Source organism: Bacteroides sp. An51A (assembly GCF_002161565.1).
Classification (GTDB): Bacteria; Bacteroidota; Bacteroidia; order Bacteroidales; family Bacteroidaceae; genus Phocaeicola; species Phocaeicola intestinalis.
This window is the reverse complement of sequence record NZ_NFIC01000001.1, coordinates 572,501-595,289: the sequence shown is the minus strand read 5'-3', so window position 1 is coordinate 595,289 and position 22,789 is coordinate 572,501. Positions and strand designations below refer to the sequence as shown.

The following is a 22,789-nucleotide window of genomic DNA, read 5'->3' as shown; positions in this document are numbered from 1 at the left end:
ATGAAAAAACTAAGTGCCCTTTTGGGGCTTTTGCTTGGCGTTCTTTACGCTTATGCGGCGGAACCGTTTATTACTTTCAAGAAAACAGAAGGTGCTTTTCCTGTTGTCGGCAATGGACAGCCTTGTACCATACTGGTCGACAAGAACGAGAACAGTGCCATTCTGATTGCTGTTAAAAATTTGCAGGAAGACTTCTTGCGTGTGACTGGCAAGAAAGCCGAAACCGTAAACACGCCTTCGGACGGGAGGTACATCCTGGTGGGAAGCATCGAATCGCCTTTTATCAAACAACTGTTTAAAGCAGGCAAGCTGAACAGGAAAGACCTGGAAGGGAAAAACGAAAAATATATCATTCAGACTGTAGACCAGCCGCTGGAAGGGGTAGAACAGGCATTGGTCATTGCCGGAAGTGACCGGCGCGGAACCGTTTACGGCATCTACGAACTTTCCAGACAGATGGGTGTATCGCCTTGGTACTGGTGGATGGATGTGCCTGTTACTCGTCAGACAGAAGTCTATGCCCAAGCCGGTGTGTATACCGATGGTGAACCTGCCGTGACTTACCGTGGTATCTTCCTGAACGATGAGGCTCCCTGTCTTACCACCTGGGTGAAAAATACGTATGGTACCAATTATGGCGACCATCGTTTCTATGCCCGCGTATTCGAATTGATTCTGCGACTGAAAGGGAACTTTATGTGGCCTGCCATGTGGGGATGGGCTTTCTATGCCGATGATCCGGAAAACAGCAAGACGGCTGATGAGATGGGAATCATCATGGGCACTTCGCACCACGAACCGATGGCACGTAACCATCAGGAGTATGCCCGTAACCGGGAAAAATATGGAGCTTGGAATTATGAAACCAATCCCGAGGGATTGAACCGTTTCTTCCGCGAAGGCATCGAGCGCATGAAAGATACTGAAGATGTGGTAACCATCGGTATGCGGGGTGACGGTGATACAGCCATGGGAGGTGAAGAAGGAAAAGACCATGAATATGTGCCGCAGTTTGAACGCAACAAGCGATTGATGGAAACGATTTTCAAGAACCAACGCCGGATAATCAAAGATGTCACCGGACGGCCAGCCAAGGAAACGCCACAGGTATGGGCGCTCTATAAAGAGGTGTTGGAGTATTACGACCGCGGATTGCGTGTCCCCGAAGATGTCATCATGTTGCTGTGTGACGATAACTGGGGCAATGTGCGTCGCTTGCCGAATGCTGAAGAACGTAAGCATCCCGGTGGCTGGGGCATGTATTATCACGTAGACTATGTAGGTGCGCCACGTAATTCGAAATGGATAAATGCTACCCCCATACAGAATATGTGGGAACAGTTGCAACTGACTTATGAATATGGTGTCGACAAGCTTTGGGTGCTTAACGTGGGCGACCTCAAACCGATGGAGTATCCCATTACGCTTTTCCTGGACATGGCATGGAATCCACAGGCATACAATGCCGGGACTTTGCTGCAACATACTTATGACTTTTGCAGGCAGGCATTCGGGGACACGCAGGCAGAAGAGGCGGCACGTATCCTCAACCTCTGCTGTAAATACAACGGACGGAGCACAGCCGAAATGCTGGATCATACGGTATACAACCTGGAAACTGGTGAATGGCGTCAGGTGGTAGGCGACTATGCACAATTGGAAGCTGAAGCCCTTCGTCAATACATAAGCCTGAAGCCTGAATACCGTGATGCTTACAAACAACTCATTCTGTTCCCGGTACAGGCAATGGCAAACCTGCACGAGATGTATTATGCTCAGGCTATGAACCTGAAACTGTATGCCGAAGGAAATCCTGAAGCCAACGCATGGGCGGATAAAGTGGAAAAGGCTTTTGCACGCGATAAGCAGTTGTGTGATGACTATAACCATGCTATGTCTGGAGGAAAGTGGAACGGCATGATGATTCAGAAACACATTGGATATACTAACTGGAGTGATAACTTCCCGGCAGACAAATTGCCTGAAATCCACCGAATCGGAAATCCGGAAGCTGCTACAGGAGGTTATCTGTTTACAGGAAAAGACGGGTATGTGGCAATGGAAGCCGAACATTATTTTGCCTGTACGGATGCCGGTGAGGCTAAATGGACCGTAATCCCTTATATGGGACGCACACTGAGTGGCATGTCGCTGATGCCTTACACAGTTCCGGTAAGTGGCGCGTCATTGTCTTACAAACTGAATATGCCTGAAAAAGCAGATTCGGTTACAGTACATGTCATTGTGAAGTCTACCCTGGCTTTCCATACTCCGGAAGGACATAAGTATAGCATTGGTTTTGAAGGCGGGCAAGAGGAAACCGTCAATTTCAACCGTGACCTGAATGAAGATCCTGAAAATATTTATACGGTATACTATCCTACCATTGCACGCCGTGTAGTAGAAAAACAGGTTCGCTTGAAACTCCCTGTATCGGCAGACGGGACTTATACGCTGAACTTCCGTCCGTTGGACCCGGGTATTGTGCTTGAAAAAATCGTAGTAGATTACGGAGGTTATCAACCCGCATATCTTTTCGGTAACGAATCGCCTTGCCGGCGTAAGTAATAGATAGCGGCAGGCTTTTGCGTCTGCCGGTTTAAGAAAACACAGATTTCCGCGGATTTCCGCAGATTATCAGTAATTTATCTGTTTAATCTGCGTTCATCCGCGAAAATCTGTGTTTCTTGGTTTTATGCATCTGCTTTTAAGCTTTCCGGTAGTTTTCCAATTCTTCTGCCTGGAAGTTCTGGATAAAGCTATAGTGCTTTTCCACTTCGGCTTCGGCATAATTTACATATACGTCGAGTGATTTGGCGAAAAGTTCGGGAGCCTTGTTCGCGTCTTGCAAGAGCAGGTGGCTCATCACGCAGAGGGCTGCCATTTCATACAGGCGGCGTGAGGTGAAGTCGAGCAGCTCTTGGTTTTGCGCTTCTTTCACCTTGGCGGTGCAGGCTTCCAGCTTTTCGGTCATGGCTTTCAGACGGTCCATATAGCCTTGGTATTCGGGTGCGCAAGGGATGGCTTCGTACTCGTGCAAGGTAGCGGCATACGAACCGTTGGTCACGTAACGGATAGCGGCTACGGTCTGAAGCTGGGTTGTTCCTTCGTAGATGCTGGTGATACGTGCGTCGCGGTAGATGCGCTGGCAGGCATATTCCATCATAAAGCCCGAACCTCCGTGTATCTGGATACAGTCGTAAGCGTTTTGGTTGGCGTATTCCGAGTTCATACCCTTTGCCAGCGGGGTGAAGCTATCTGCCAGTTTGGCGTAACGTTTTTGCTCCTGGCGTTCTTCGGGAGTCAACTTACGCTCGCGGGCGATGTCGTCCAATGCTTTGTAGATGTCTACATAGCGCGAAGTCTGGTAAAGCAAGGCACGTCCTGCGTCGAGTTTCGCCTTCATCGTGGCAAGCATATCGTATACGGCAGGGAATTCGATGATAGCCTTGCCGAACTGTTTGCGGTCTTTGGCGTAGGCAAGCCCTTCGTTGTATGCAGCTTGGCTCAATCCTACCGATTGGGCGGCGATACCCAGGCGGGCACCGTTCATCAGTGCCATCACGTATTTGATAAGTCCCAGTTTGCGGTCGCCGCAAAGTTCGGCTTTCGCGTTCTTGTACACCAGTTCGCAAGTGGGCGAGCCGTGGATACCCAATTTGTTTTCGATGCGGCGAACGTCTACGCCTCCGTCGTTCTTGTCGTAGATGAACATCGAGAGGCCGCGTCCGTCGTGCGTGCCTTCTTCCGAGCGTGCCAATACCAAGTGCAGGTTGGCGTCTCCGTTGGTGATGAAACGCTTCACGCCGTTCAGGCGCCAGCATTGGTTGGCTTCATCGTAAGTAGCTTTCAGCATGACGCTTTGCAGGTCACTACCGGCATCGGGTTCGGTCAGGTCCATTGACATGGTTTCTCCGGCACAGATGTGTGGGATGAAACGGCTGTGCTGGTCTTCGTTTCCGAATTCGTAGAGGGTTTCGATACAGTCTTGCAATGACCAGATGTTTCCAAAACCCGCATCAGCCTGAGCTACGATTTCAGCACACATGGTGTACGGAGTAATCGGGAAATTCAGTCCTCCGAAACGGCGCGGCATGGTCATTCCGTTCAGCCCGGCTTTCACCATGGCGTCAAGGTTCTGTTTCGTTCCTGAAGCATATTCCACACGTCCGTTGGCATGGTGCGGACCTTCCAGGTCTACGCCTTCGGCATTGGCTGCAATCACTTCTCCGGTGATTTCTCCGGTGATTTCCAACACTTTGTCGTATGAGTCCATCGCGTCGGCATAGTCTTGCGGCGCATAGTCATACTGGTCTTTGTCTCTATAATCGCGTTCTTTCAACTGACAGATACGCTCCATCATCGGGTTGTTCAAATGAAATTTGAGTTCCGGATGTTCGGTATAATAGTTTGGCATAGTTTTTATAGTTTTAGGAGTTAAGGAGTTAAGAAGTTAAGGAGTTAAGCCAATACTTTGGCTTGCCTTAATCTTCAAATTTACGTGTCGCAATGCTTTTGCAATAAGCGTTCAGTGTTTTGCTTGCCTCCTCAATGCTCCAAGTTAATTGGTTATAATCGTTTTCTGTAATATAATTCAGGTCTTTAGAGAGTAGAATATAGTATCGGCACTCTTCCAAACTGCCTTGTGCGATATTCATTAAGCGAAGCTTGTCGGCCTTTCCTATTTTTTTATACCCTTCAACAATATTGGCAGAAATGGAGACCGCCGCCCGTCGGAATTGTGAACACAATCCAAATCGTTCGTGTGCAGGAAACTTATTGGTCATTCTATAAACAGAAAGAACAAATTGATGAGCTTTCTGCCAAGCAATAATATCTTTAAAGCTTTGTGTCATAGGCATAATTGAAAGTATTGGCTTAACTCCTTAACTTCTTTACTCCTTAACTCCTGAAAATCATTTACTGTTCTTCTTATAATACTTAATCATCTTCGGAATGACCTCTTCCACCGTCCCGTTAATCACATAATCAGCAATTGTGTTGATCGGCGCGTTCGGGTCGCTGTTTACCGAGATGATGATGCCTGCGTCCTGCATGCCGGCGATGTGCTGGATTTGCCCCGAGATTCCGCAAGCGATGTAGAGTTTCGGGTGAACCGTTACACCGGTCTGACCGATTTGGCGGTCGTGGTCGCAGAAGCCTGCGTCTACGGCTGCACGGCTGGCGCCCACTTCGGCGTGAAGCTCTTTAGCCAGTTCGAAGAGCATGTCGAAGCCTTCCTTGCTTCCCATACCGTAACCTCCGGCTACTACGATAGGTGAGCCTTTCAGGTTGTGTTTCGCCTTTTCCACGTGGCGGTCGATGACCTTTACCACATAGTCGGTTTCGGGAACATATTTTGCAACATCGTGTCGGATGACTTCACCTTGATAGTTCTCGTCGAGGATTTCTTTCTTCATCACACCTTCACGCACCGTAGCCATCTGCGGACGGTGTTCGGGGTTGACGATGGTGGCAACGATGTTTCCTCCGAATGCCGGACGGATTTGGTACAACAGGTTCTTATAGGTGACACCATTCTTCTTGTCTTCGTGGTCGCCTATCTCCAGCTGGGTACAGTCGGCGGTCAGTCCGCTGGTCAGGGCAGAAGATACGCGCGGGCCCAAGTCGCGTCCGATGACCGTAGCGCCCATCAGGCAGATTTGAGGCTTTTCTTCTTTGAAAAGGTTCACCAAGATAGAGGTATGGGGCAGGGAAGTGTAAGGGTACAATCCCGGAGCGTCGAATACGTGCACACGGTCTGCGCCGTAGGGGAGCACTTGTTTTTCTACATCGTCAAGTCCGCTTCCCGCACAGATGGCTTCCACTTGGCATCCTAATTCGTTCGCCAGTTTACGGCCTTTCGTTAACAGTTCGAGGCTGACGTCGGCAACATGCGTGCCGTCCATCTCACAATATACAAATACATTATTCATAGTCTTATCCGATAGTATGGTTAGCCAACAGTTCAACAATCAGGTTTTCTACATCCGCGTCGCTTCCCGTCAGGGTCTTGCTTTCCTTTGCCTGGAAGATGATGTTCTCAATTTTCTTCACCTTCGTGGGTGAGCCCGACAGGCCGCATTGTTTCGTGTCGCCGTTCACGTCGGCTACGCTCCATTCGGTGATGTTCAGGTAAGGATGTTTCTCGTATTGGTCTGCATAGGGCAGGGAAGCTCCATCTTTGGTCAGGGCTGCTTTCTCCTGTCCGCCTAAGGCACGTTTGTATTTCATCACCAGTTTGGCGTTACGCGGGCGGCAGGGTGCCGCGCTTCCGTTTACGGTCAATACGATGGGGAGCGGGGCTTCCACGGTTTCCACGCCTCCGTCGATGTGGCGTTTCACGCGGATAGCCTTGTCGGTCACTTCTTCGATTTCTTCTACGTAAGTGACTTGCGGCAATCCTAACTTCTCTGCCACTTGCGGACCTACCTGTGCCGTATCGCCGTCGATGGCCTGCCGTCCGCCGATGATAAGGTCATACTCGCCAATCTTGCGGATAGCAGTGGCAAGGGCATACGAAGTGGCAAGCGTGTCGGCACCGGCAAAAGCACGGTCGGTCAATAAGTATCCGTTATCGGCTCCTCTGTATAAGCCTTCGCGGATGATTTCGGCTGCACGTCCGGGGCCCATGGTCAGGATGGTGACGGTAGAACCGGGATGCGTGTCTTTCAGTCGGAGTGCCTGTTCAAGGGCATTCAGGTCTTCCGGGTTGAATATCGCCGGAAGCGCCGCACGGTTGATGGTGCCGTCGGCATTCATGGCATCTTTCCCTACGCAACGCGTGTCGGGTACTTGTTTTGCCAAAACTACAATTTTCAAACTCATTTTGATTATTTATTTTGGTATTAGTAATTTAATTAGTTGCCGGCAAAGTTAATGAAACCATTCGTTTTTTCACCATGAACTGTTCACTATTAACGATTAATTTAATAGAATATTCCAATTATCCCCTACCGGTTTGGGGAAAATGCGGATGTTCATTCTTTGTTTTTCATCCTTAATGCCTCCACGTCTTCCGTAAGCTCATCCAGTCTGGCTATCGGGTCGTCCGAATACGTGCTGTAGACTTGCAGGCTCTTGTCGGATACGTACACCCGCGGGATGCCTTGCCCCGAAAACAGGTTGTACACGCTCCGGCTTTCTTGTGCCGAATAGGGGAGGGTCAGGCCATGGGCTTGCCAATAAGCTTCGATTTCCTCCGCCGCCTCTTCACGGCTGATGCAATAAATGGCGACTGAATCGTTGGCCCGGTACAAGTCGTACAGTTGCTGGATGACCGGAAGCTCCTGTTGGCAATCAGGGCATCCGGTATGGAAGAATACCAGTACCGACACCTTGCCTTGAAGGTCGGAAGTGGCAAGCATGGAGCCGTTGTCCAATTCTACCTGAAATTCAGGCAGCGTGTCGCCCGCCACAATGCCCGCCTCGCCGTATGCCGCATCATCGCGGATACAGCCGGCCAGGATGAGGCAGATTCCCCATAAAATGCAGTAATAAATGTGTGTCATAAGCGAATCTTAACAGGTTATACGTCTTTTCGTGGATAAATATATGAAAAAAGCTTCGTATATTTGCCTCGTTAAAAGCAAAAACTTACAGAAGCCCATGTAGGGGCGTATCGCATACGCCCGAATACGCCAGCTTCTTGCTTGTTACGCTGGATTTGTAATCCGGCGTGACAAGAAGAAACTTAAAAACTCAAAAACTTAAAAACTCAAAAACTCAAAAACTTATATGGAACATATAGATGAAGAAATCGCCCGTGTCTTGATGGAAATGGGCATCGACAAGTCGAATCTGGACTGGACGACACGTGTGATATTGATATTGGCTATATTGCTGGTTTCGTACATCGTGACGAAGTTATTCCGTCATGCGCTGATTCCGGCGGTGCGCAAGCTGACGGCAAAGACGAAGGCGAAATGGGACGATTACCTGTTCAACGATGACATGCTGCACAGTTTCTCCCGGATGATTCCGCCTATCATCTTTTACCTGCTGCTGCCTTTCGCTTTCGATGGCTATCCCTACGTGCTTACCATCCTGCTGAAAGCATGCCTTATTTACCTGGTGGTCACAACGCTGATGCTGGTCAACGCATTCTTGAAGTCGCTTTATGAAATTTCGAACGAGCACGAGACCTTGCGCTACCGCCCGCTGAAAGGAATTTACCAGATGGTGAGCATTCTTGCTTTTTGTGTAGGCCTGATTCTGATAATCAGCATCCTCATCGACCAGAATGCCGCTACGATTCTTGCCGGACTGGGTGCTTCGGCGGCAGTGCTGATGCTGATATTCAAAGACAGCATCCTCGGGCTGGTGGCTGGCGTACAGCTCTCGGCGAACGACATGCTGCGTCCGGGCGACTGGGTCACGATGGCGAAATACGGTGCCGACGGGTTTGTGAAAGAAGTGTCGCTCACCACGGTGAAGGTGCAGAACTTCGACAAGACCATCACCACCATTCCCCCGTATGCCTTGGTGAGCGATTCGTTCCAGAACTGGCGCGGGATGTGGGAGACGGGAGGAAGGCGCATCAAGCGTTCGCTCAATATCGATATGACCACCATCCGCTTCTGCACCGGTGATGAAATGGAGGCTTTTGCAGAAAAAGGGTGGATCGGCATGCCCGAAGAAGGGGCAGAACCGGTGGTGAACCTGGAAGTGTTCCGGAGATATGCGCTGGAATACCTCCATGCGCATCCCCGTATTCATCAGGATATGATGATTATGGTGCGCCAGATGCAGCCCACTCCCGAGGGGCTTCCGCTGGAGTTCTATTGTTTCACGCAGACAACGGAGTGGCTTGCCTATGAAGGCATTCAGAACGAGGTCTTCAACCATTTCATTGCCGTGCTGCCCCGGTTTGGCTTACGTGTGTACCAGCATCCGTCGGGAAACGATTTGGCGGGATTCATGGAGGTTATAAGGAGTTAAGGAGTTATAGGGAGTTATAGGGAGTTATAGGGAGTTAAAGGGAGTTATAGGGAGTTAAAGGGAGTTAGAAGCCAAGGAGTTAAGGAGTTAAGAAGTTAAGGAGTTAAGAAGTTAAGAAGTTAAGGAGTCAAGCCAATACTTTCATTAATGCTTTCACCAACAAAACTATTGGCTTTAACTCCTAACGGAGCGAAGCGGAGTGATAACTCCTTTTAACTCCTTAACTCCTAAAAAATAAAAAACAACAATTATGGAAAAAGGATTGGTTTATACAAGTAAAGTAAAAGTGACGCAGGCGAATACCGCCCTGGCGTTAGGTTCGGGCGATATGGAAGTGTTTGCTACGCCCGCCTTGGTAGCATTGATGGAAAATGCGGCGATGAAGGCTGTACAGCCCGAGCTTCCCGAAGGCAGCACTACGGTGGGCGCTTTTATCGAAACCACCCATGTGAAACCTTCGGCGCTGGGCGAGGAAGTGTCCGCCACGGCGGTACTGGAGAATGTGGAAGGACGGAAACTGGCTTTCAAGGTGACGGCTTCCGATACGAAAGGCGTGGTAGGCGAAGCCACCCACATCCGCTACATCGTAGACCGTGAACGGTTTATGAGCAAACTCTGAATGTTTATTCCTGTTCCCGAAGCAGCCTGTAAATTTGGTTGCAATAGGCTGTGTAATCCACATGACTTATTCATGAATGGAAAGAAGTATAATTGCGTTTTGTGTACGATTACTAATCGTACAGCAATACAATTACTAATCGTGCGGCGTGACGATTAGTAATCGTACACGGAACGCAGTTATATGTAGTAAATGAAGGAGTTGTTTTTTATTGGATTTTTTGACTGGTTCGTTTTACTTTTCCAAAGGGTAGCTCAATTCTTTATAAGCGGTGGCGGGGATGATTTTCACTTTTTCTCCGCATAAAAGGAACAGGGCGTTGCCAACTTTTCCTATTTGTTTGCCGGTTAATGTCTCGTTATTTTGATACCGGACGGTAATGTCTTTTTTCTGGGGTACGGCATTGTAAGTGTATACGCCATAAAAATAGGCTCCATAAAATATATAGGCGGTAATGACAAAGATATAGCTGGCGGGCTTATACCAGCTTCTTTCGGTCCATTTAAAACTCCATTTCTTATAGGACTTTGGAAAATGTTTTTTCCAAAGCTTGTCCATTTTCATGGTAAAGAGAACCAGCAGCATTGAGCCGAAGATGAAAAGCAGGATGTGCATGTCTTCGAATGGAGAAATCAGGAAGTCGAAGACCGAAGCATATTGGAAGATGTTCAGCCCGAAAGCTTCATATCTGAAATAGTTGAAAATCATGCCGATGATGACCATGGCAAGATAGCCCAGTGGCAGGAAACGGGATAGTTCGCCCGTTATCCGTTCATAAGTCTTTTTCTGCAGTTCGTTTTCCATATCAGAGGATAATAAATAAATGTGGCAGTAAAGATAGGTAATATTGGCGTCTTGTCCAAAACCTGCCGGATTTTGTGTGTAGGATGTGGAGAAAACTCTTCCCTTCATCTTGGTTTTCATGCTGAAAAGCATGTCAAATCATTTATATTTTCGGTCAAAATGCGCATGATAGCGTATGATTGATTCGCTTATCTTTGCAGCAAAAGAAAATTTGGTAACATTAAACTCGGAACAGGCTATGACAAAATGCTTTTTCGCCGTCGACCTCGGGGCTACCAGCGGGCGTACGATAATAGGCTCTTTCACTCAGGAAGGACTGGTAACAGAAGAAATGAACCGTTTCCCCAATCATATCATCGAGACAGGAGGACACTTCTACTGGGATATCTACGAACTTTACCGGAACATTCTGGAGGGGCTGAAACGGGCTGCGGCGCGTGAGGACATCGAAATCACTTCGATCGGCATCGATACGTGGGGCGTGGATTTCGTGTGCGTGGGCAAGGACGGAAGCCTGCTGCGCCAGCCTTATTCGTACCGCGATCCGCATACCGAGGGCGCTCCCGGGAAGTATTTCGAACGGGTGCCGCGCAGCCGGGTGTATGAGTTGACCGGCATTCAGGTGATGAACTTCAATTCCATATTCCAGCTCGACACGATGCTCCGCCACAAGGACAGTGCGCTGGAAGCGGCTGATAAGCTGCTCTTTATCCCCGACGCGCTGAGCTATATGCTTACGGGCGAGATGGTGTGCGAATATACCATTGCCTCTACCGCCCAGCTGGTGAACGCGAAGACGCGCCGCCTGGAGCCCGAGCTGCTGAAAAGCCTGATGCTGGACGAAGACAACTTCGGCCGCTTTGTCTATCCGGGCGAGACCGTGGGCACGCTTACCGAAGAGGTGCAGCGCATCACCGGGCTGGGAGCCGTGCCCGTGATAGCCGTAGCCGGACACGATACGGCATCGGCGGTGGCTGCGGTTCCTGCGCAAAACAAGAACTTCGCTTACCTGAGCAGCGGCACGTGGTCGCTGATGGGGGTGGAGACCGATGCGCCGGTCATCAACGCCGATACCGAAGCTTTGAACTTTACGAACGAAGGCGGAGTGAACGGTACCATCCGTCTGCTGAAGAATATCTGCGGCATGTGGCTCTTGGAGCGTTGCCGTGCCGGATGGGGCGAGACTTCGTATCCCGAACTGATAGCCGAGGCGAATGCCAGCGAACCGTTCCGCAACCTGATTGCGCCCGATGACCCTGTCTTCGCCAACCCTGCGGATATGGAAGAAGCCATCAAGGCGTATTGCACGGCACACAAGCAGCCTGCCATCGAGACGCGCGGGCAAATCGTGCGCTGCATCTTCGAGAGCCTTGCCCTGCGCTACCGCCAGGTGCTGGAAAACCTTCAGACGCTTTCGCCCAATCCGATAGAAGTGTTGCACGTCATAGGCGGAGGAAGCCGCAACGAGCTGCTCAACCAGTGGACGGCAAATGCCATCGGCATCCCCGTGGTTGCGGGCCCGTCGGAAGCTACTGCCGTGGGCAATATCATGATTCAGGCGCTGGCTGCCGGAAAAGCTACCGACATCCAGCTGATGCGCCGCTTCGTGAGCCAGGCGATTCCGCTCAAGACCTTCCAGCCCCAGAACAAAGAGGTATGGGACGCCGCTTATTTGCAGTTTAAGACGGTGACACAATGATATTAGGAGTTAAGAAGTTAAGGAGTTATCACTCCGCTTCGCTCCGTTAGAAGTTAAGCCAATAGTTTTGTTGGTGAAAGCATTAGTGAAGGTATTGGCTTAACTCCTTAACTCCTTAACTCCTTAACTTCATAACTCCTTAACTCCTTTGAATCAACTTATTCATTAACATAAAAAACAATACTATTATGAAAGAAGAACTCGTAAACAAAGCGTATGAAATCGCGAAAGAACGCTATGCGGCTGTAGGCGTAGACGTGGAAAAAGTAATGGAAACCATGCAGGACTTCCACCTGTCGCTGCACTGCTGGCAGGCAGACGATGTCATCGGATTCGAAACCGGAGCAGGCTCGCTGACCGGAGGTATCCAGACCACCGGAAATTATCCCGGACGTGCACGCAACATCGATGAGCTGCGCCAGGATATCCTGAAAGCCGCTTCGTACATTCCCGGTACTCACCGCTTGAACCTGCACGAAATCTACGGTGACTTCCAGGGTGAACCCGTAGACCGCGACCAGGTAGAGCCACGTCATTTCCAAAGCTGGATGGACTGGGGAAAAGAACACAACATGAAGCTCGACTTCAACTCTACTTCTTTCTCGCACCCGAAAAGCGGAAGCCTGACATTGGCTAATCCCGACGAAAGCATCCGCCGGTTCTGGATTGAGCACACCAAGCGTTGCCGTGCCGTGGCGGAAGCCATGGGCGAGGCACAGGGCGACCCCTGTATCATGAACGTATGGGTGCACGACGGAAGCAAGGACATCACCGTGAACCGCATGAAATACCGCGAACTGCTGAAGGATTCGCTCGACCAGATTTTCGCTACCGAATACAAGAACATGAAAGACTGCATCGAATCGAAAGTGTTCGGTATCGGACTGGAAAGCTATACCGTAGGCTCGAACGACTTCTACATCGGCTATGGCGTATCGCACAACAAGATGATTACGTTGGATACCGGTCACTTCCACCCGACCGAGAGCGTTGCCGACAAGGTTTCGTCGCTCCTGCTCTACGTGCCCGAACTGATGTTGCACGTGAGCCGTCCTATCCGTTGGGACTCGGACCACGTGACCATTATGGACGACCCGACACTGGAACTCTTCCAGGAAATCGTGCGTTGCGGCGCGCTCGACCGCGTGCACTACGGCCTCGATTACTTCGATGCCAGCATCAACCGCATCGGCGCGTACGTTGTGGGTAGCCGTGCGGCACAGAAATGCATGCTCCGCGCGCTTCTCGAACCGCTTGCGCAGCTCCGCCAGTACGAAGCAAACGGCCAGCTGTTCGAACGCCTCGCCCTGCTGGAAGAAGCCAAAGCGTTGCCTTGGAACGCCGTATGGGACATGTTCTGCCTGAAGAACAACGTGCCGGTAGGCGAAGAATTCATTGCCGAGGTAGAAAAATACGAGGCAGACGTGACATCGAAACGCGGTTAATCCTTGCCCGGGAGAAGTTAGAAGAAGGTAAAAAGGAGTTAAGCTTCGCTGGAGTTAAATGCCAATAGCTTTGTGGATGAAAGCGATACAAAGGTATTGGCTTCTAACTCCCTGAGCGAAGCGATAACTTCCTTTTAACTCCTGATTGATATTATTTATGAATATCCGCCGGTTTGGGGAAAATGCGGATAATTCTAAAAAACGATTCAGATAATGGATATAGTAATCGGACTATTGATTATTGCTATCGGCGCGTTCTGCCAGTCGAGCTGTTACGTGCCGATTAATCGGATAAAAGACTGGAGCTGGGAGTCGTACTGGCTGGTTCAGGGCGTGTTTGCCTGGCTGGTTTTCCCGCTGCTGGGTGCGTTGCTGGCTGTTCCTGCGGGACACAGCCTTTTTGAGTTGTTTGCCGGTGCAAGCGGGCTGGATGTGGCAATGACCATCCTTTTCGGTGTGCTGTGGGGCGTGGGCGGACTGACTTTCGGGCTTTCGATGCGCTACCTTGGCGTGGCGCTGGGACAAAGCATCTCGCTGGGCACGTGCGCCGGTCTGGGCACCATTCTGGCTCCGGTGATACTGAACGTTTTCTATCCCGAGGCGCATCATCTGGAGAAGCTGACGGCTTCGGTCATTATCGGTGTAGTGGTGACGCTTGTGGGCATTGCCATCATCGGCGTGGCGGGCAACATGAAGTCGCAGAGCCTGAGCGAAGAGGAGAAAAAGGCGGCGGTGAAGGACTTCAATTTCCCGAAAGGCATCGCCATCGCCCTGCTGGCAGGGTTTATGAGCGGTTGCTTCAATGTGGGGCTGGAGTTCGGCTCGTCTATCCACTTCGAGGAGTCGGCGGATATGTTCAAGACGCTTCCGGCAACGTTCCTCGTCACGCTGGGCGGTTTTGTGACGAATGCCGTGTATTGTTTCTTCCAGAACGGGAAGAACCGCACGTGGGGAGACTATCGTAAAGGCAATGTATGGACGAATAACCTCGTCTTCTGTGCCCTGGCTGGCGTGTTGTGGTATAGCCAGTTCTTCGGGCTGGCACTCGGCAAGGGCTTCCTCACTTCGTCGCCCGTGCTGATGACTTTCGCCTTCTGCATCCTGATGGCGCTCAACGTGGTGTTCTCGAACGTGTGGGGCATCATCCTGAAGGAATGGAAAGGCTGCTCGCCGAAAACCATTACGGTATTGGTCATCGGTCTGGCGGTGCTCATCGTGTCATCGTTCCTGCCTCAGTTGCTGGGGTAAGCTTCTTTTTTCACCACAGATTACACGGATTAGAAAATTAATTATTTAATCTGTGTAATCTGTGGTGAAGAACTCATAAACTTAAAAACGAAAGAACTTATAAACTTAAAACGATATGGAATCAATATTGAACAACCGTCCGGCACTGGCTGCCGAGATTGGTAAAGTAGCAGAAGTCGCAGGCTATCTGTGGCAGAAAGGCTGGGCTGAACGCAACGGCGGAAACATCACCATCAACATCACCGAATACGTGGACGATGCCATCCGCACGATGCCCGCTATCAGCGAAGTGAAACAAATCGGTGCGGTACTTCCCCAATTGAAGGGATGTTATTTCTATTGCAAAGGCACGCAGAAACGGATGCGCGACCTGGCACGCGACCCGATGGCAAACGGCTCGGTTATCCGCATTCTGGACGATTGTGCCAGCTATGTCATCATCGCCGACCAGCCGGTGATGCCTACTTCTGAGTTGCCTTCGCACCTGAGTGTGCACAACTACCTGCTTTCGAAGGGTATGAACTACAAGGCATCGCTCCACACTCACCCCATCGAACTGGTGGCGTTGACCCATAACCAGAAGTTTATGCAGAAGGATGTCGCTTCCAACCTCTTGTGGAGCATGATCCCGGAGACGAAGGCATTTTGTCCGCGCGGCTTGGGAATGGTTCCCTACAAATTGCCCAGCTCGGTAGAACTGGCTGAGGCGACCATCAAGGAACTGGATGACTACGATGTGGTGATGTGGGAAAAGCACGGCGTGTTTGCCGTAGATACCGACATCATGGCGGCATTCGACCAGGTGGATGTGCTCAACAAATCGGCATTGATTTACATCGCGGCGAAGAACATGGGCTTCGAACCCGAAGGCATGAGCCAGGAGCAGATGAAGGAAATGTCAGTGGCTTTCAATTTGCCGAAATGATGAGTTTTTCACCACAGATTACGCAGATTAAATAATTAATTTTCTAATCTGTGTAATCTGTGGTGAGATAAAAATAACCTTTAAACAAAACAGAACTATGTACAGAATGATTTTGAACGAAACCTCGTATTTCGGTGCGGGATGCCGCGAAAGCATTGGCACGGAAGCGCAGCGCAGAGGTTTCAAGAAAGCGTTTTTCGTGACCGACAACGATTTGATTCGTTTTCACGTAGCAGATAAAGTGATTGAAGTGTTCGACAAGAACAACATCCCTTACGAAGTGTATAGCGACGTGAAGGCAAATCCCACCATCGCCAACGTGCAGCACGGCGTGGAGGCTTATAAAGCTTCGGGAGCCGATTTCATCGTAGCATTGGGCGGAGGCTCGGCGATTGATACCGCCAAAGGCATCGGTATCGTGGTGAATAATCCCGAATTTGCCGATGTGCGTTCGTTGGAAGGGGTTGCCGATACCCGCCATAAAGCGGTTCCGACTTTTGCATTGCCTACTACGGCAGGTACGGGAGCCGAAGTGACCATCAACTATGTCATCATCGACGAGCAGGCTCAAAAGAAAATGGTATGTGTCGACCCGAATGACATCCCGTGTGTAGCGATTGTCGACCCCGAATTGATGTATTCCATGCCCAAAGGCTTGACCGCCGCTACGGGTATGGATGCCCTGACCCACGCCATCGAAAGCTACATTACGCCGGGTGCGTGGCTGATGTCGGATATGTTCGAACTGAAGGCTATCGAAATGATTGCCGGGAACCTGAAGGCTGCGGTAGATAATGGCAACGACCCGGTGGCGCGTGAAGCAATGTCGCAGGCACAATATATCGCCGGTATGGGGTTCAGCAACGTAGGGCTGGGCATCGTACACTCGATGGCTCATCCGCTGGGTGCGCATTATGACACACCTCACGGCGTGGCAAACGCATTGCTCTTGCCTTATGTGATGGAGTATAATGCCGAATCGCCGGCGGCTCCCAAGTATATCCATATCGCCAAGGCAATGGGAGTGGATACGGAAGGCATGACCGAGGCAGAAGGGGTGAAAGCAGCCATCGAGGCGGTGCGTGCCCTCTCGCTCAGCATCAACATCCCGCAGAAGCTGCACGAAATCGGTGTGCGCGAGGAAGACCTGCACCAGTTGGCAATCGATGCCTTCAACGATGTCTGCACCGGAGGCAATCCGCGTCCCACTTCGATAGAAGACATCGAAGCCCTGTATCGCAAGGCATATTGATGTCTTTTTTGTATAATTTGTATAAAATGGAGGAGGCCCGTTGTGGTCTCCTTTTTAATTTGTATATTTGCCATAATCCGTAAAATCCACACGTATGGCAAAATTATACAATGATACAGGCATGGAACTGAAATATCTTATCGTAAATGATAAAGACCGGAGCTTCGGGCTTTCAATCAATACGGTAGGTTATCAATCGATTCGTCCTAATTCTCCTTATCCGGTGCGGAATCATCCTTCCGGCTATTTCTTTAATGCGCAAAAAGGACGTGTCCTGCGTGAATATCAGTTGCTTTACATTACGAAAGGGCAAGGTTCTTTTGCATCCGATGATACTCCTGACCGGCAGGTGGGAAAAGGGCATCTGATTGTTCTTTTTCCCGGACAATGGCATACATACAAGCCGGATACGGCAACGGGATGGAATGAATATTACATTGGATTTGAAGGGACAATGGCCGACCAGCTTGTCAGGAATTCTTTTTTGACAAAAGATAACCAGGTGCTCGACATCGGACTGAATGAGGAGCTGGCCATGTTGTTTTCGCGTGCATTGGAGGTAGCTGAGGAGGATAAGACGGCGTCACAACAATATTTGGCAGGGATTGTATTGCATATGATTGGGTTGGTGCTTTCCGTATCCCGGAATAATGTGTTTGAAAAAGATAATGTGTCCGAGAAGATGGAACAGGCCAAAATTATCATGAACGAAAATCTTTGTCGGGAGATAGATCCGGAACAGTTGGCGGCACGGTTGAATCTCAGCTATTCGTGGTTTCGCAAGGCGTTTAAAGATTATACGGGATATGCTCCGGCAAAATATTTTCAGGAACTGAAAATGCGGAAAGCCAAGCAATTGTTGGTCGGAAGTACGCATTCGGTGAAGGAAATCTGCTTTATGTTGGGATATACATCTACCGAGCATTTTTCGAATTTGTTTAAGAAACATGCAGGGATTACACCATTGAAATACAGGGCATTCGGTAGAGATTTAAAATAGTATCGGAATATTTCCTGTATATATATTCTGCATTTCGGTAAAAATGCTTATCTTTGCAGCCCGTTAAATGATAGAAAGGCTATGAAGGTTTTATTACAACATATTACTCCATGTATGTGTGCGTGTCTGCAAGAGAAGACGCACAGGAGGTTTGTTGTGCATTGGTTTACGGGCTTTATCTAAATGGTCGACAAGTAGGGAAGGTACGTTCTGTACTTTCCATTCCGGTTGTTTTTATAACAATGAATATCCTTTTTTCAGCCAATACATCCTTCATACATCAAGTCAAGAATACTTTTTGTAGAGATTCAAAAACGTTTCTAAACAGGCTCTTGGGGTGATATAAGGGAATGTATTGCTCTGTTTTATTTCTAAAGCTTAATGTGTTAGTTATGTTTACGGTTTTGTTCCTGTTGTTTATAGGGATAGGAATCGGTTATGTGTTTCGTCGGGTGACTTTTTTGCATCAAGTAGAGAAGACCGTTTCCTATACCGTGTTATTGATGTTATTTGTATTCGGCATCTCCATCGGGTCGAACGATGAGTTGGTTTCAAATTTGGATAAGTTTGGTTATCAGGCGGCTTTTCTCGCTGTATTGGGAACGATGGGTAGTCTGGTAGGAGGGTATTTCGCATACCGTTTTCTATTTAAGAAAGAAAGGAGGAACGATGAAGAATAGTTTGCTTATTATTTGTGTCTTTACGCTGGGTGGTATGTTAGGGGCTCATCATTGGGTTCCTTCAGAATGGGTGAAAGGGAATACCACGATGTTGATTCTTTATGCCCTGATTCTTCAAGTTGGCATTGGTATTGGTTCTAATAAGAATTTGAAAGAGATGCTTCATGCATTGAATTTCAAGATGTTGCTTGTCCCTTTGTCTACTATTGCAGGGACTTTGCTTTTTTCTTTTTTTGCCAGTTTTTTTCTGACGCATTGGGGTACTGCCGATTGCATGGCGGTGGGAAGCGGCTTTGCCTATTATTCTCTCTCATCGGTACTGATAACCGAAATTAAGAGTGCATCGGTGGGAGTGCAGGTTGCAGCGGAATTAGGTACATTGGCTTTATTGGCAAATATCATTCGGGAAATGATTTCGTTGTTGGGAGCCCCCTTCTTTACACGGGTTTTTGGTAGGTTGGCACCTATTTCGGCTGCAGGCATCAATTCAATGGATGTAATGTTGCCGTTGGTGTATCGGTACTCGGGGAAAAATTTAGTGCCATTAGCTATTTTGCATGGAATAATTCTGGAAATGAGTGTTCCTTTACTCATATCTTTCTTTTGTCGATAAAGTAAAGGATTTTATACCAGGCACGGTATGGATTTGTGCATCTTTATGGGGCATAGATAGGCATAGACAGACATAGCTCTTGTTTTTTGTTTCTGGAATTTATGCGTCATTTTCGTAAAAAAGATGATGTGCACATTGTCTTTATATACGGTGACATATGCGAAATGTGCAAATAAATACTGCGAGAAGTATCGTTCTCTTTTTATACGCACTTATATGTACGGGTCAACGGATATATCTTCCATGCCCCCGTTCATATAGGTGCTTTTTTGTATCCTTGCCTTCGGTTTTCTGTTGTTATATATAATAAGGAGTATTGTTATTCTTACGAAGTTCTTTTTAGGTGTAAATATTTTCCTGTATATCTGTGAATATCAGCATTTTGCATATTTCACATGAAAAAAGTTTCAAAAAAAGTTCTCCAGTTTCTTGCAGTTTCGGTAAAAAGGCGTACCTTTGCACTCGCTTTCCGAAAGGGACGCCACCTGAAAAGGTTGTGTAAGTCCCTGGTGAGCAAGATCTTTGATATGATTTGGATACAGGAAACGCAGTACGAAAAGTGAATGACGTGAAGGTTAGAGAGATGTAACCGGACCTGGACAGGAAAAAATCCGCCTTGCCTTTCTTTTTTTGGGGAGGCAGGCGATGAAAAGATATTTTACAATGAAGAGTTTGATCCTGGCTCAGGATGAACGCTAGCTACAGGCCTAACACATGCAAGTCGAGGGGCAGCATGGGCTTAGCTTGCTAAGCCTGATGGCGACCGGCGCACGGGTGAGTAACGCGTATCCGACCTTCCGGCGGCCCGGGTCCAGCCTTTCGAAAGAAAGATTAATCCCCGATGGTGTCAGGCAGTTCCATGACAGCCTGACTAAAGAGTTATCGGCCGCCGATGGGGATGCGTTCCATTAGCTTGTTGGCGGGGTAACGGCCCACCAAGGCGACGATGGATAGGGGTTCTGAGAGGAAGGCCCCCCACATTGGGACTGAGACACGGCCCAAACTCCTACGGGAGGCAGCAGTGAGGAATATTGGTCAATGGGCGCGAGCCTGAACCAGCCAAGTAGCGTGGAGGATGACTGCCCTACGGGTTGTAAACTCCTTTTGCAGGGGGATAAAGTGTGCCACGTGTGGCATATTGCAGGTACCCTGCGAATAAGCATCGGCTAACTCCGTGCCAGCAGCCGCGGTAATACGGAGGATGCGAGCGTTATCCGGATTTATTGGGTTTAAAGGGAGCGCAGACGGCCCCTTAAGTCAGCTGTGAAAGTTTGCGGCTCAACCGTAAAATTGCAGTTGAAACTGTGGGGCTTGAGTACGGTCGCGGCATGCGGAATTCGTGGTGTAGCGGTGAAATGCATAGATATCACGAAGAACCCCGATTGCGAAGGCAGCATGCCAGCCCGCCACTGACGTTGAGGCTCGAAGGTGCGGGTATCAAACAGGATTAGATACCCTGGTAGTCCGCACGGTAAACGATGGACACCCGCTGTCGGCGATATACAGTCGGCGGCCAAGCGAAAGCGTTAAGTGTCCCACCTGGGGAGTACGCCGGCAACGGTGAAACTCAAAGGAATTGACGGGGGCCCGCACAAGCGGAGGAACATGTGGTTTAATTCGATGATACGCGAGGAACCTTACCCGGGCTTGAACTGCGCCTGAATGTGCCGGAAACGGTGCAGCCGCAAGGCAGGCGCGGAGGTGCTGCATGGTTGTCGTCAGCTCGTGCCGTGAGGTGTCGGCTTAAGTGCCATAACGAGCGCAACCCCTTCCGGCAGTTGCCATCAGGTGATGCTGGGTACTCTGCCGGTACTGCCATCGTAAGATGCGAGGAAGGTGGGGATGACGTCAAATCAGCACGGCCCTTACGTCCGGGGCTACACACGTGTTACAATGGGGGGTACAGAGGGCTGCCAGCCGGCGACGGCGCGCGAATCCCGAAATCCCCTCCCAGTTCGGACTGGAGCCTGCAACCCGGCTCCACGAAGCTGGATTCGCTAGTAATCGCGCATCAGCCATGGCGCGGTGAATACGTTCCCGGGCCTTGTACACACCGCCCGTCAAGCCATGAAAGCCGGGGGTACCTGAAGTGCGTAACCGCAAGGGGCGCCCTAGGGTAAAACCGGTGATTGGGGCTAAGTCGTAACAAGGTAGCCGTACCGGAAGGTGCGGCTGGAACACCTCCTTTCTGGAGCGTCCGGTCTCATGTTTCTTGCGTGGTTCCTTTCGTTTCCGTTTCCTGTACCTGACATATCCGACTCTATGGGCGTTGAATCGCACAGGGCTTGAAGATGCCAGTCCTATAGCTCAGTTGGTCAGAGCGCCACACTGATAATGTGGAGGTCGGCAGTTCAACTCTGCCTGGGACTACGGTCTTGGGGGATTAGCTCAGCTGGCTAGAGCACCTGCTTTGCAAGCAGGGGGTCAACGGTTCGAATCCGTTATTCTCCACACGAAGGAGATCTGTGACATGATGTGACAAGCAACCAATGAAACAAAGCATAAGCCTCCCGCGGCGTGTTGCCGCGGGAGTGCGCGAAAGTAGAGAAGGGCGCATGGTGGATGCCTAGGCTCCCGGAGGCGATGAAGGACGTGACAAGCTGCGAAAATCCGCGGGGAGGCGCAAGTGGCCTTTGATCCGCGGGTGTCCGAATGGGACAACCCGTCACCTTGAAGGGGTGACATCCGCCGGTGGCGGAGGCCAACGCGGGGAACTGAAACATCTTAGTACCCGCAGGAAAAGAAAATAACAATGATTCCCCCAGTAGTGGCGAGCGACCGGGGAAGAGCCCAAACCGTCCGTGTTACGGCACGGGCGGGGTTGTAGGACCGCGCCGTTGGCCCATGCCCGCGAGTGGAACCCTCTGGAAAGTGGGGCCGTAGGGCATGACAGCTGCGTACACGCAGCGGGTATGGGCCATAGCGGTATCCTGAGTAGCGCGGGACACGAGGAATCCAGCGTGAATCAGCCGGGACCATCCGGCAAGGCTAAATACTCCCGGGAGACCGATAGTGTACCAGTACCGTGAGGGAAAGGTGAAAAGAACTCCGGACAGGAGAGTGAAAGAGCCCCTGAAACCATGCGCCTACAAGCGGTCGGAGCACGCAAGTGTGACGGCGTGCCTTTTGCATAATGAACCTACGAGTTGCCGTGTCCGGCGAGGTTAAGCGGCATGATCCGCGCAGCCGGAGCGAAAGCGAGTCTGAAGAGGGCGCGCAGTCGGATGCGGCAGACGCGAAACCGAGTGATCTACCCTTGTCCAGGATGAAGTCCGGGTAACACCGGATGGAGGTCCGCACCAATAAGCGTTGAAAAGCTTCTGGATGAGGTGAGGGTAGGAGTGAAAGGCCAATCAAACTCGGAGATAGCTCGTACTCCCCGAAATGCATTTAGGTGCAGCCTCGTCGTATGATCCGGCATGAGGTAGAGCGACTGATAGGATGCGAGGGCTTCACCGCCTGTCAAGTCCTGACAAACTCCGAATGCTTGCCGGAATTAGGCGGGAGTGAGGGCGCGGGTGCTAAGGTCCGCGCCCGAGAGGAGAAGAATCCTGACCGCCGTCT

General features: G+C 50.1%; 17 protein-coding genes, 2 tRNA genes and 2 rRNA genes (1 of these 21 only partly in view). 15 read left to right on the top strand and 6 right to left on the bottom strand.

The annotated features are described in order from the left end of the window. Entirely contained in the window at positions 1–2,568 is a 2,568-nt protein-coding gene (locus B5G04_RS02325; protein WP_087395558.1) for a glycosyl hydrolase 115 family protein, read from the top strand. A 139-nt stretch (positions 2,569–2,707) separates the two neighbouring features. Here the strand turns inward: B5G04_RS02325 and B5G04_RS02320 are convergent, their stop codons facing one another. The 5 genes from B5G04_RS02320 to B5G04_RS02300 form a co-directional block, all read right to left on the bottom strand. Beyond that, positions 2,708–4,417, bottom strand: coding sequence for an acyl-CoA dehydrogenase family protein (locus B5G04_RS02320; RefSeq protein ID WP_087395555.1), 1,710 nt, complete (start codon positions 4,415–4,417; stop codon positions 2,708–2,710). A gap of 67 nt (positions 4,418–4,484) precedes the next feature. Further along, a complete protein-coding gene (locus tag B5G04_RS02315; RefSeq protein ID WP_087395825.1) occupies positions 4,485–4,856 on the bottom strand; it encodes a four helix bundle protein in 372 nt (123 codons plus the stop codon). A gap of 60 nt (positions 4,857–4,916) precedes the next feature. Then, positions 4,917–5,936, bottom strand: a complete 1,020-nt coding sequence (locus B5G04_RS02310; RefSeq protein WP_087395553.1) for an electron transfer flavoprotein subunit alpha/FixB family protein — start codon at positions 5,934–5,936, stop codon at positions 4,917–4,919. Between the two features lie 4 nt (positions 5,937–5,940). After that, complete coding sequence (locus tag B5G04_RS02305; RefSeq protein ID WP_087210282.1) at positions 5,941–6,828, bottom strand: electron transfer flavoprotein subunit beta/FixA family protein; 888 nt, start codon at positions 6,826–6,828, stop codon at positions 5,941–5,943. 152 nt (positions 6,829–6,980) lie between these two features. Then, the gene (locus tag B5G04_RS02300) at positions 6,981–7,511 is read right to left on the bottom strand and encodes a redoxin family protein (RefSeq protein WP_087395550.1); all 531 of its coding nucleotides are present in this window, start codon (positions 7,509–7,511) and stop codon (positions 6,981–6,983) included. Positions 7,512–7,737: 226 nt separating this feature from the next. Between B5G04_RS02300 and B5G04_RS02295 the strand changes: the two genes are divergently transcribed. Together B5G04_RS02295 and B5G04_RS02290 are read left to right on the top strand one after the other, a co-directional pair. Then, positions 7,738–8,940 (top strand): mechanosensitive ion channel domain-containing protein, encoded by a 1,203-nt coding sequence (locus B5G04_RS02295; RefSeq protein ID WP_022040097.1) that lies wholly within the window; start codon positions 7,738–7,740, stop codon positions 8,938–8,940. 250 nt (positions 8,941–9,190) lie between these two features. Beyond that, on the top strand, positions 9,191–9,559 hold the full coding sequence (locus tag B5G04_RS02290) for a thioesterase family protein (protein ID WP_022040096.1): 369 nt from the start codon (positions 9,191–9,193) through the stop codon (positions 9,557–9,559). A 234-nt stretch (positions 9,560–9,793) separates the two neighbouring features. Here the strand turns inward: B5G04_RS02290 and B5G04_RS02285 are convergent, their stop codons facing one another. Beyond that, positions 9,794–10,471 (bottom strand): hypothetical protein, encoded by a 678-nt coding sequence (locus tag B5G04_RS02285; RefSeq protein WP_239414007.1) that lies wholly within the window; start codon positions 10,469–10,471, stop codon positions 9,794–9,796. Between the two features lie 130 nt (positions 10,472–10,601). Between B5G04_RS02285 and B5G04_RS02280 the strand changes: the two genes are divergently transcribed. The 12 genes from B5G04_RS02280 to B5G04_RS02225 form a co-directional block, all read left to right on the top strand. Beyond that, complete coding sequence (locus B5G04_RS02280; RefSeq protein ID WP_087395821.1) at positions 10,602–12,062, top strand: rhamnulokinase family protein; 1,461 nt, start codon at positions 10,602–10,604, stop codon at positions 12,060–12,062. A 185-nt stretch (positions 12,063–12,247) separates the two neighbouring features. Continuing rightward, entirely contained in the window at positions 12,248–13,507 is a 1,260-nt protein-coding gene (locus tag B5G04_RS02275) for an L-rhamnose isomerase (RefSeq protein WP_191762892.1), read from the top strand. A gap of 213 nt (positions 13,508–13,720) precedes the next feature. Beyond that, positions 13,721–14,755: an L-rhamnose/proton symporter RhaT gene (gene rhaT, locus B5G04_RS02270; protein WP_013618543.1), complete on the top strand. Its 1,035-nt coding sequence runs from the start codon at positions 13,721–13,723 to the stop codon at positions 14,753–14,755. A gap of 115 nt (positions 14,756–14,870) precedes the next feature. Further along, on the top strand, positions 14,871–15,680 hold the full coding sequence (gene rhaD / locus B5G04_RS02265; RefSeq protein WP_013618544.1) for a rhamnulose-1-phosphate aldolase: 810 nt from the start codon (positions 14,871–14,873) through the stop codon (positions 15,678–15,680). A 97-nt stretch (positions 15,681–15,777) separates the two neighbouring features. Continuing rightward, complete coding sequence (fucO, locus tag B5G04_RS02260; protein WP_013618545.1) at positions 15,778–16,932, top strand: lactaldehyde reductase; 1,155 nt, start codon at positions 15,778–15,780, stop codon at positions 16,930–16,932. A gap of 94 nt (positions 16,933–17,026) precedes the next feature. Next, positions 17,027–17,932 carry an AraC family transcriptional regulator gene (locus tag B5G04_RS02255; protein WP_087250127.1) on the top strand — a complete coding sequence of 302 codons (906 nt, stop codon included), beginning with the start codon at positions 17,027–17,029 and terminating at the stop codon, positions 17,930–17,932. A gap of 392 nt (positions 17,933–18,324) precedes the next feature. Then, positions 18,325–18,612: a LysO family transporter gene (locus tag B5G04_RS02250; protein WP_022038609.1), complete on the top strand. Its 288-nt coding sequence runs from the start codon at positions 18,325–18,327 to the stop codon at positions 18,610–18,612. Next, the gene (locus tag B5G04_RS02245) at positions 18,602–19,225 is read left to right on the top strand and encodes a lysine exporter LysO family protein (protein ID WP_022038608.1); all 624 of its coding nucleotides are present in this window, start codon (positions 18,602–18,604) and stop codon (positions 19,223–19,225) included. The genes B5G04_RS02250 and B5G04_RS02245 overlap by 11 nt, the downstream gene beginning before the upstream one ends. Positions 19,226–19,885: 660 nt before the next feature. Further along, positions 19,886–21,413, top strand: a 16S ribosomal RNA gene (locus tag B5G04_RS02240). A 108-nt stretch (positions 21,414–21,521) separates the two neighbouring features. After that, positions 21,522–21,595, top strand: a tRNA-Ile gene (locus B5G04_RS02235). A 7-nt stretch (positions 21,596–21,602) separates the two neighbouring features. Then, positions 21,603–21,676 (top strand) — tRNA-Ala (locus B5G04_RS02230). An 83-nt stretch (positions 21,677–21,759) separates the two neighbouring features. Further along, a 23S ribosomal RNA gene (locus B5G04_RS02225) occupies positions 21,760–22,789 on the top strand (it continues 1,855 nt past the right edge of the window). Together the 16S and 23S rRNA genes with 2 tRNA genes alongside form the textbook arrangement of a ribosomal RNA operon.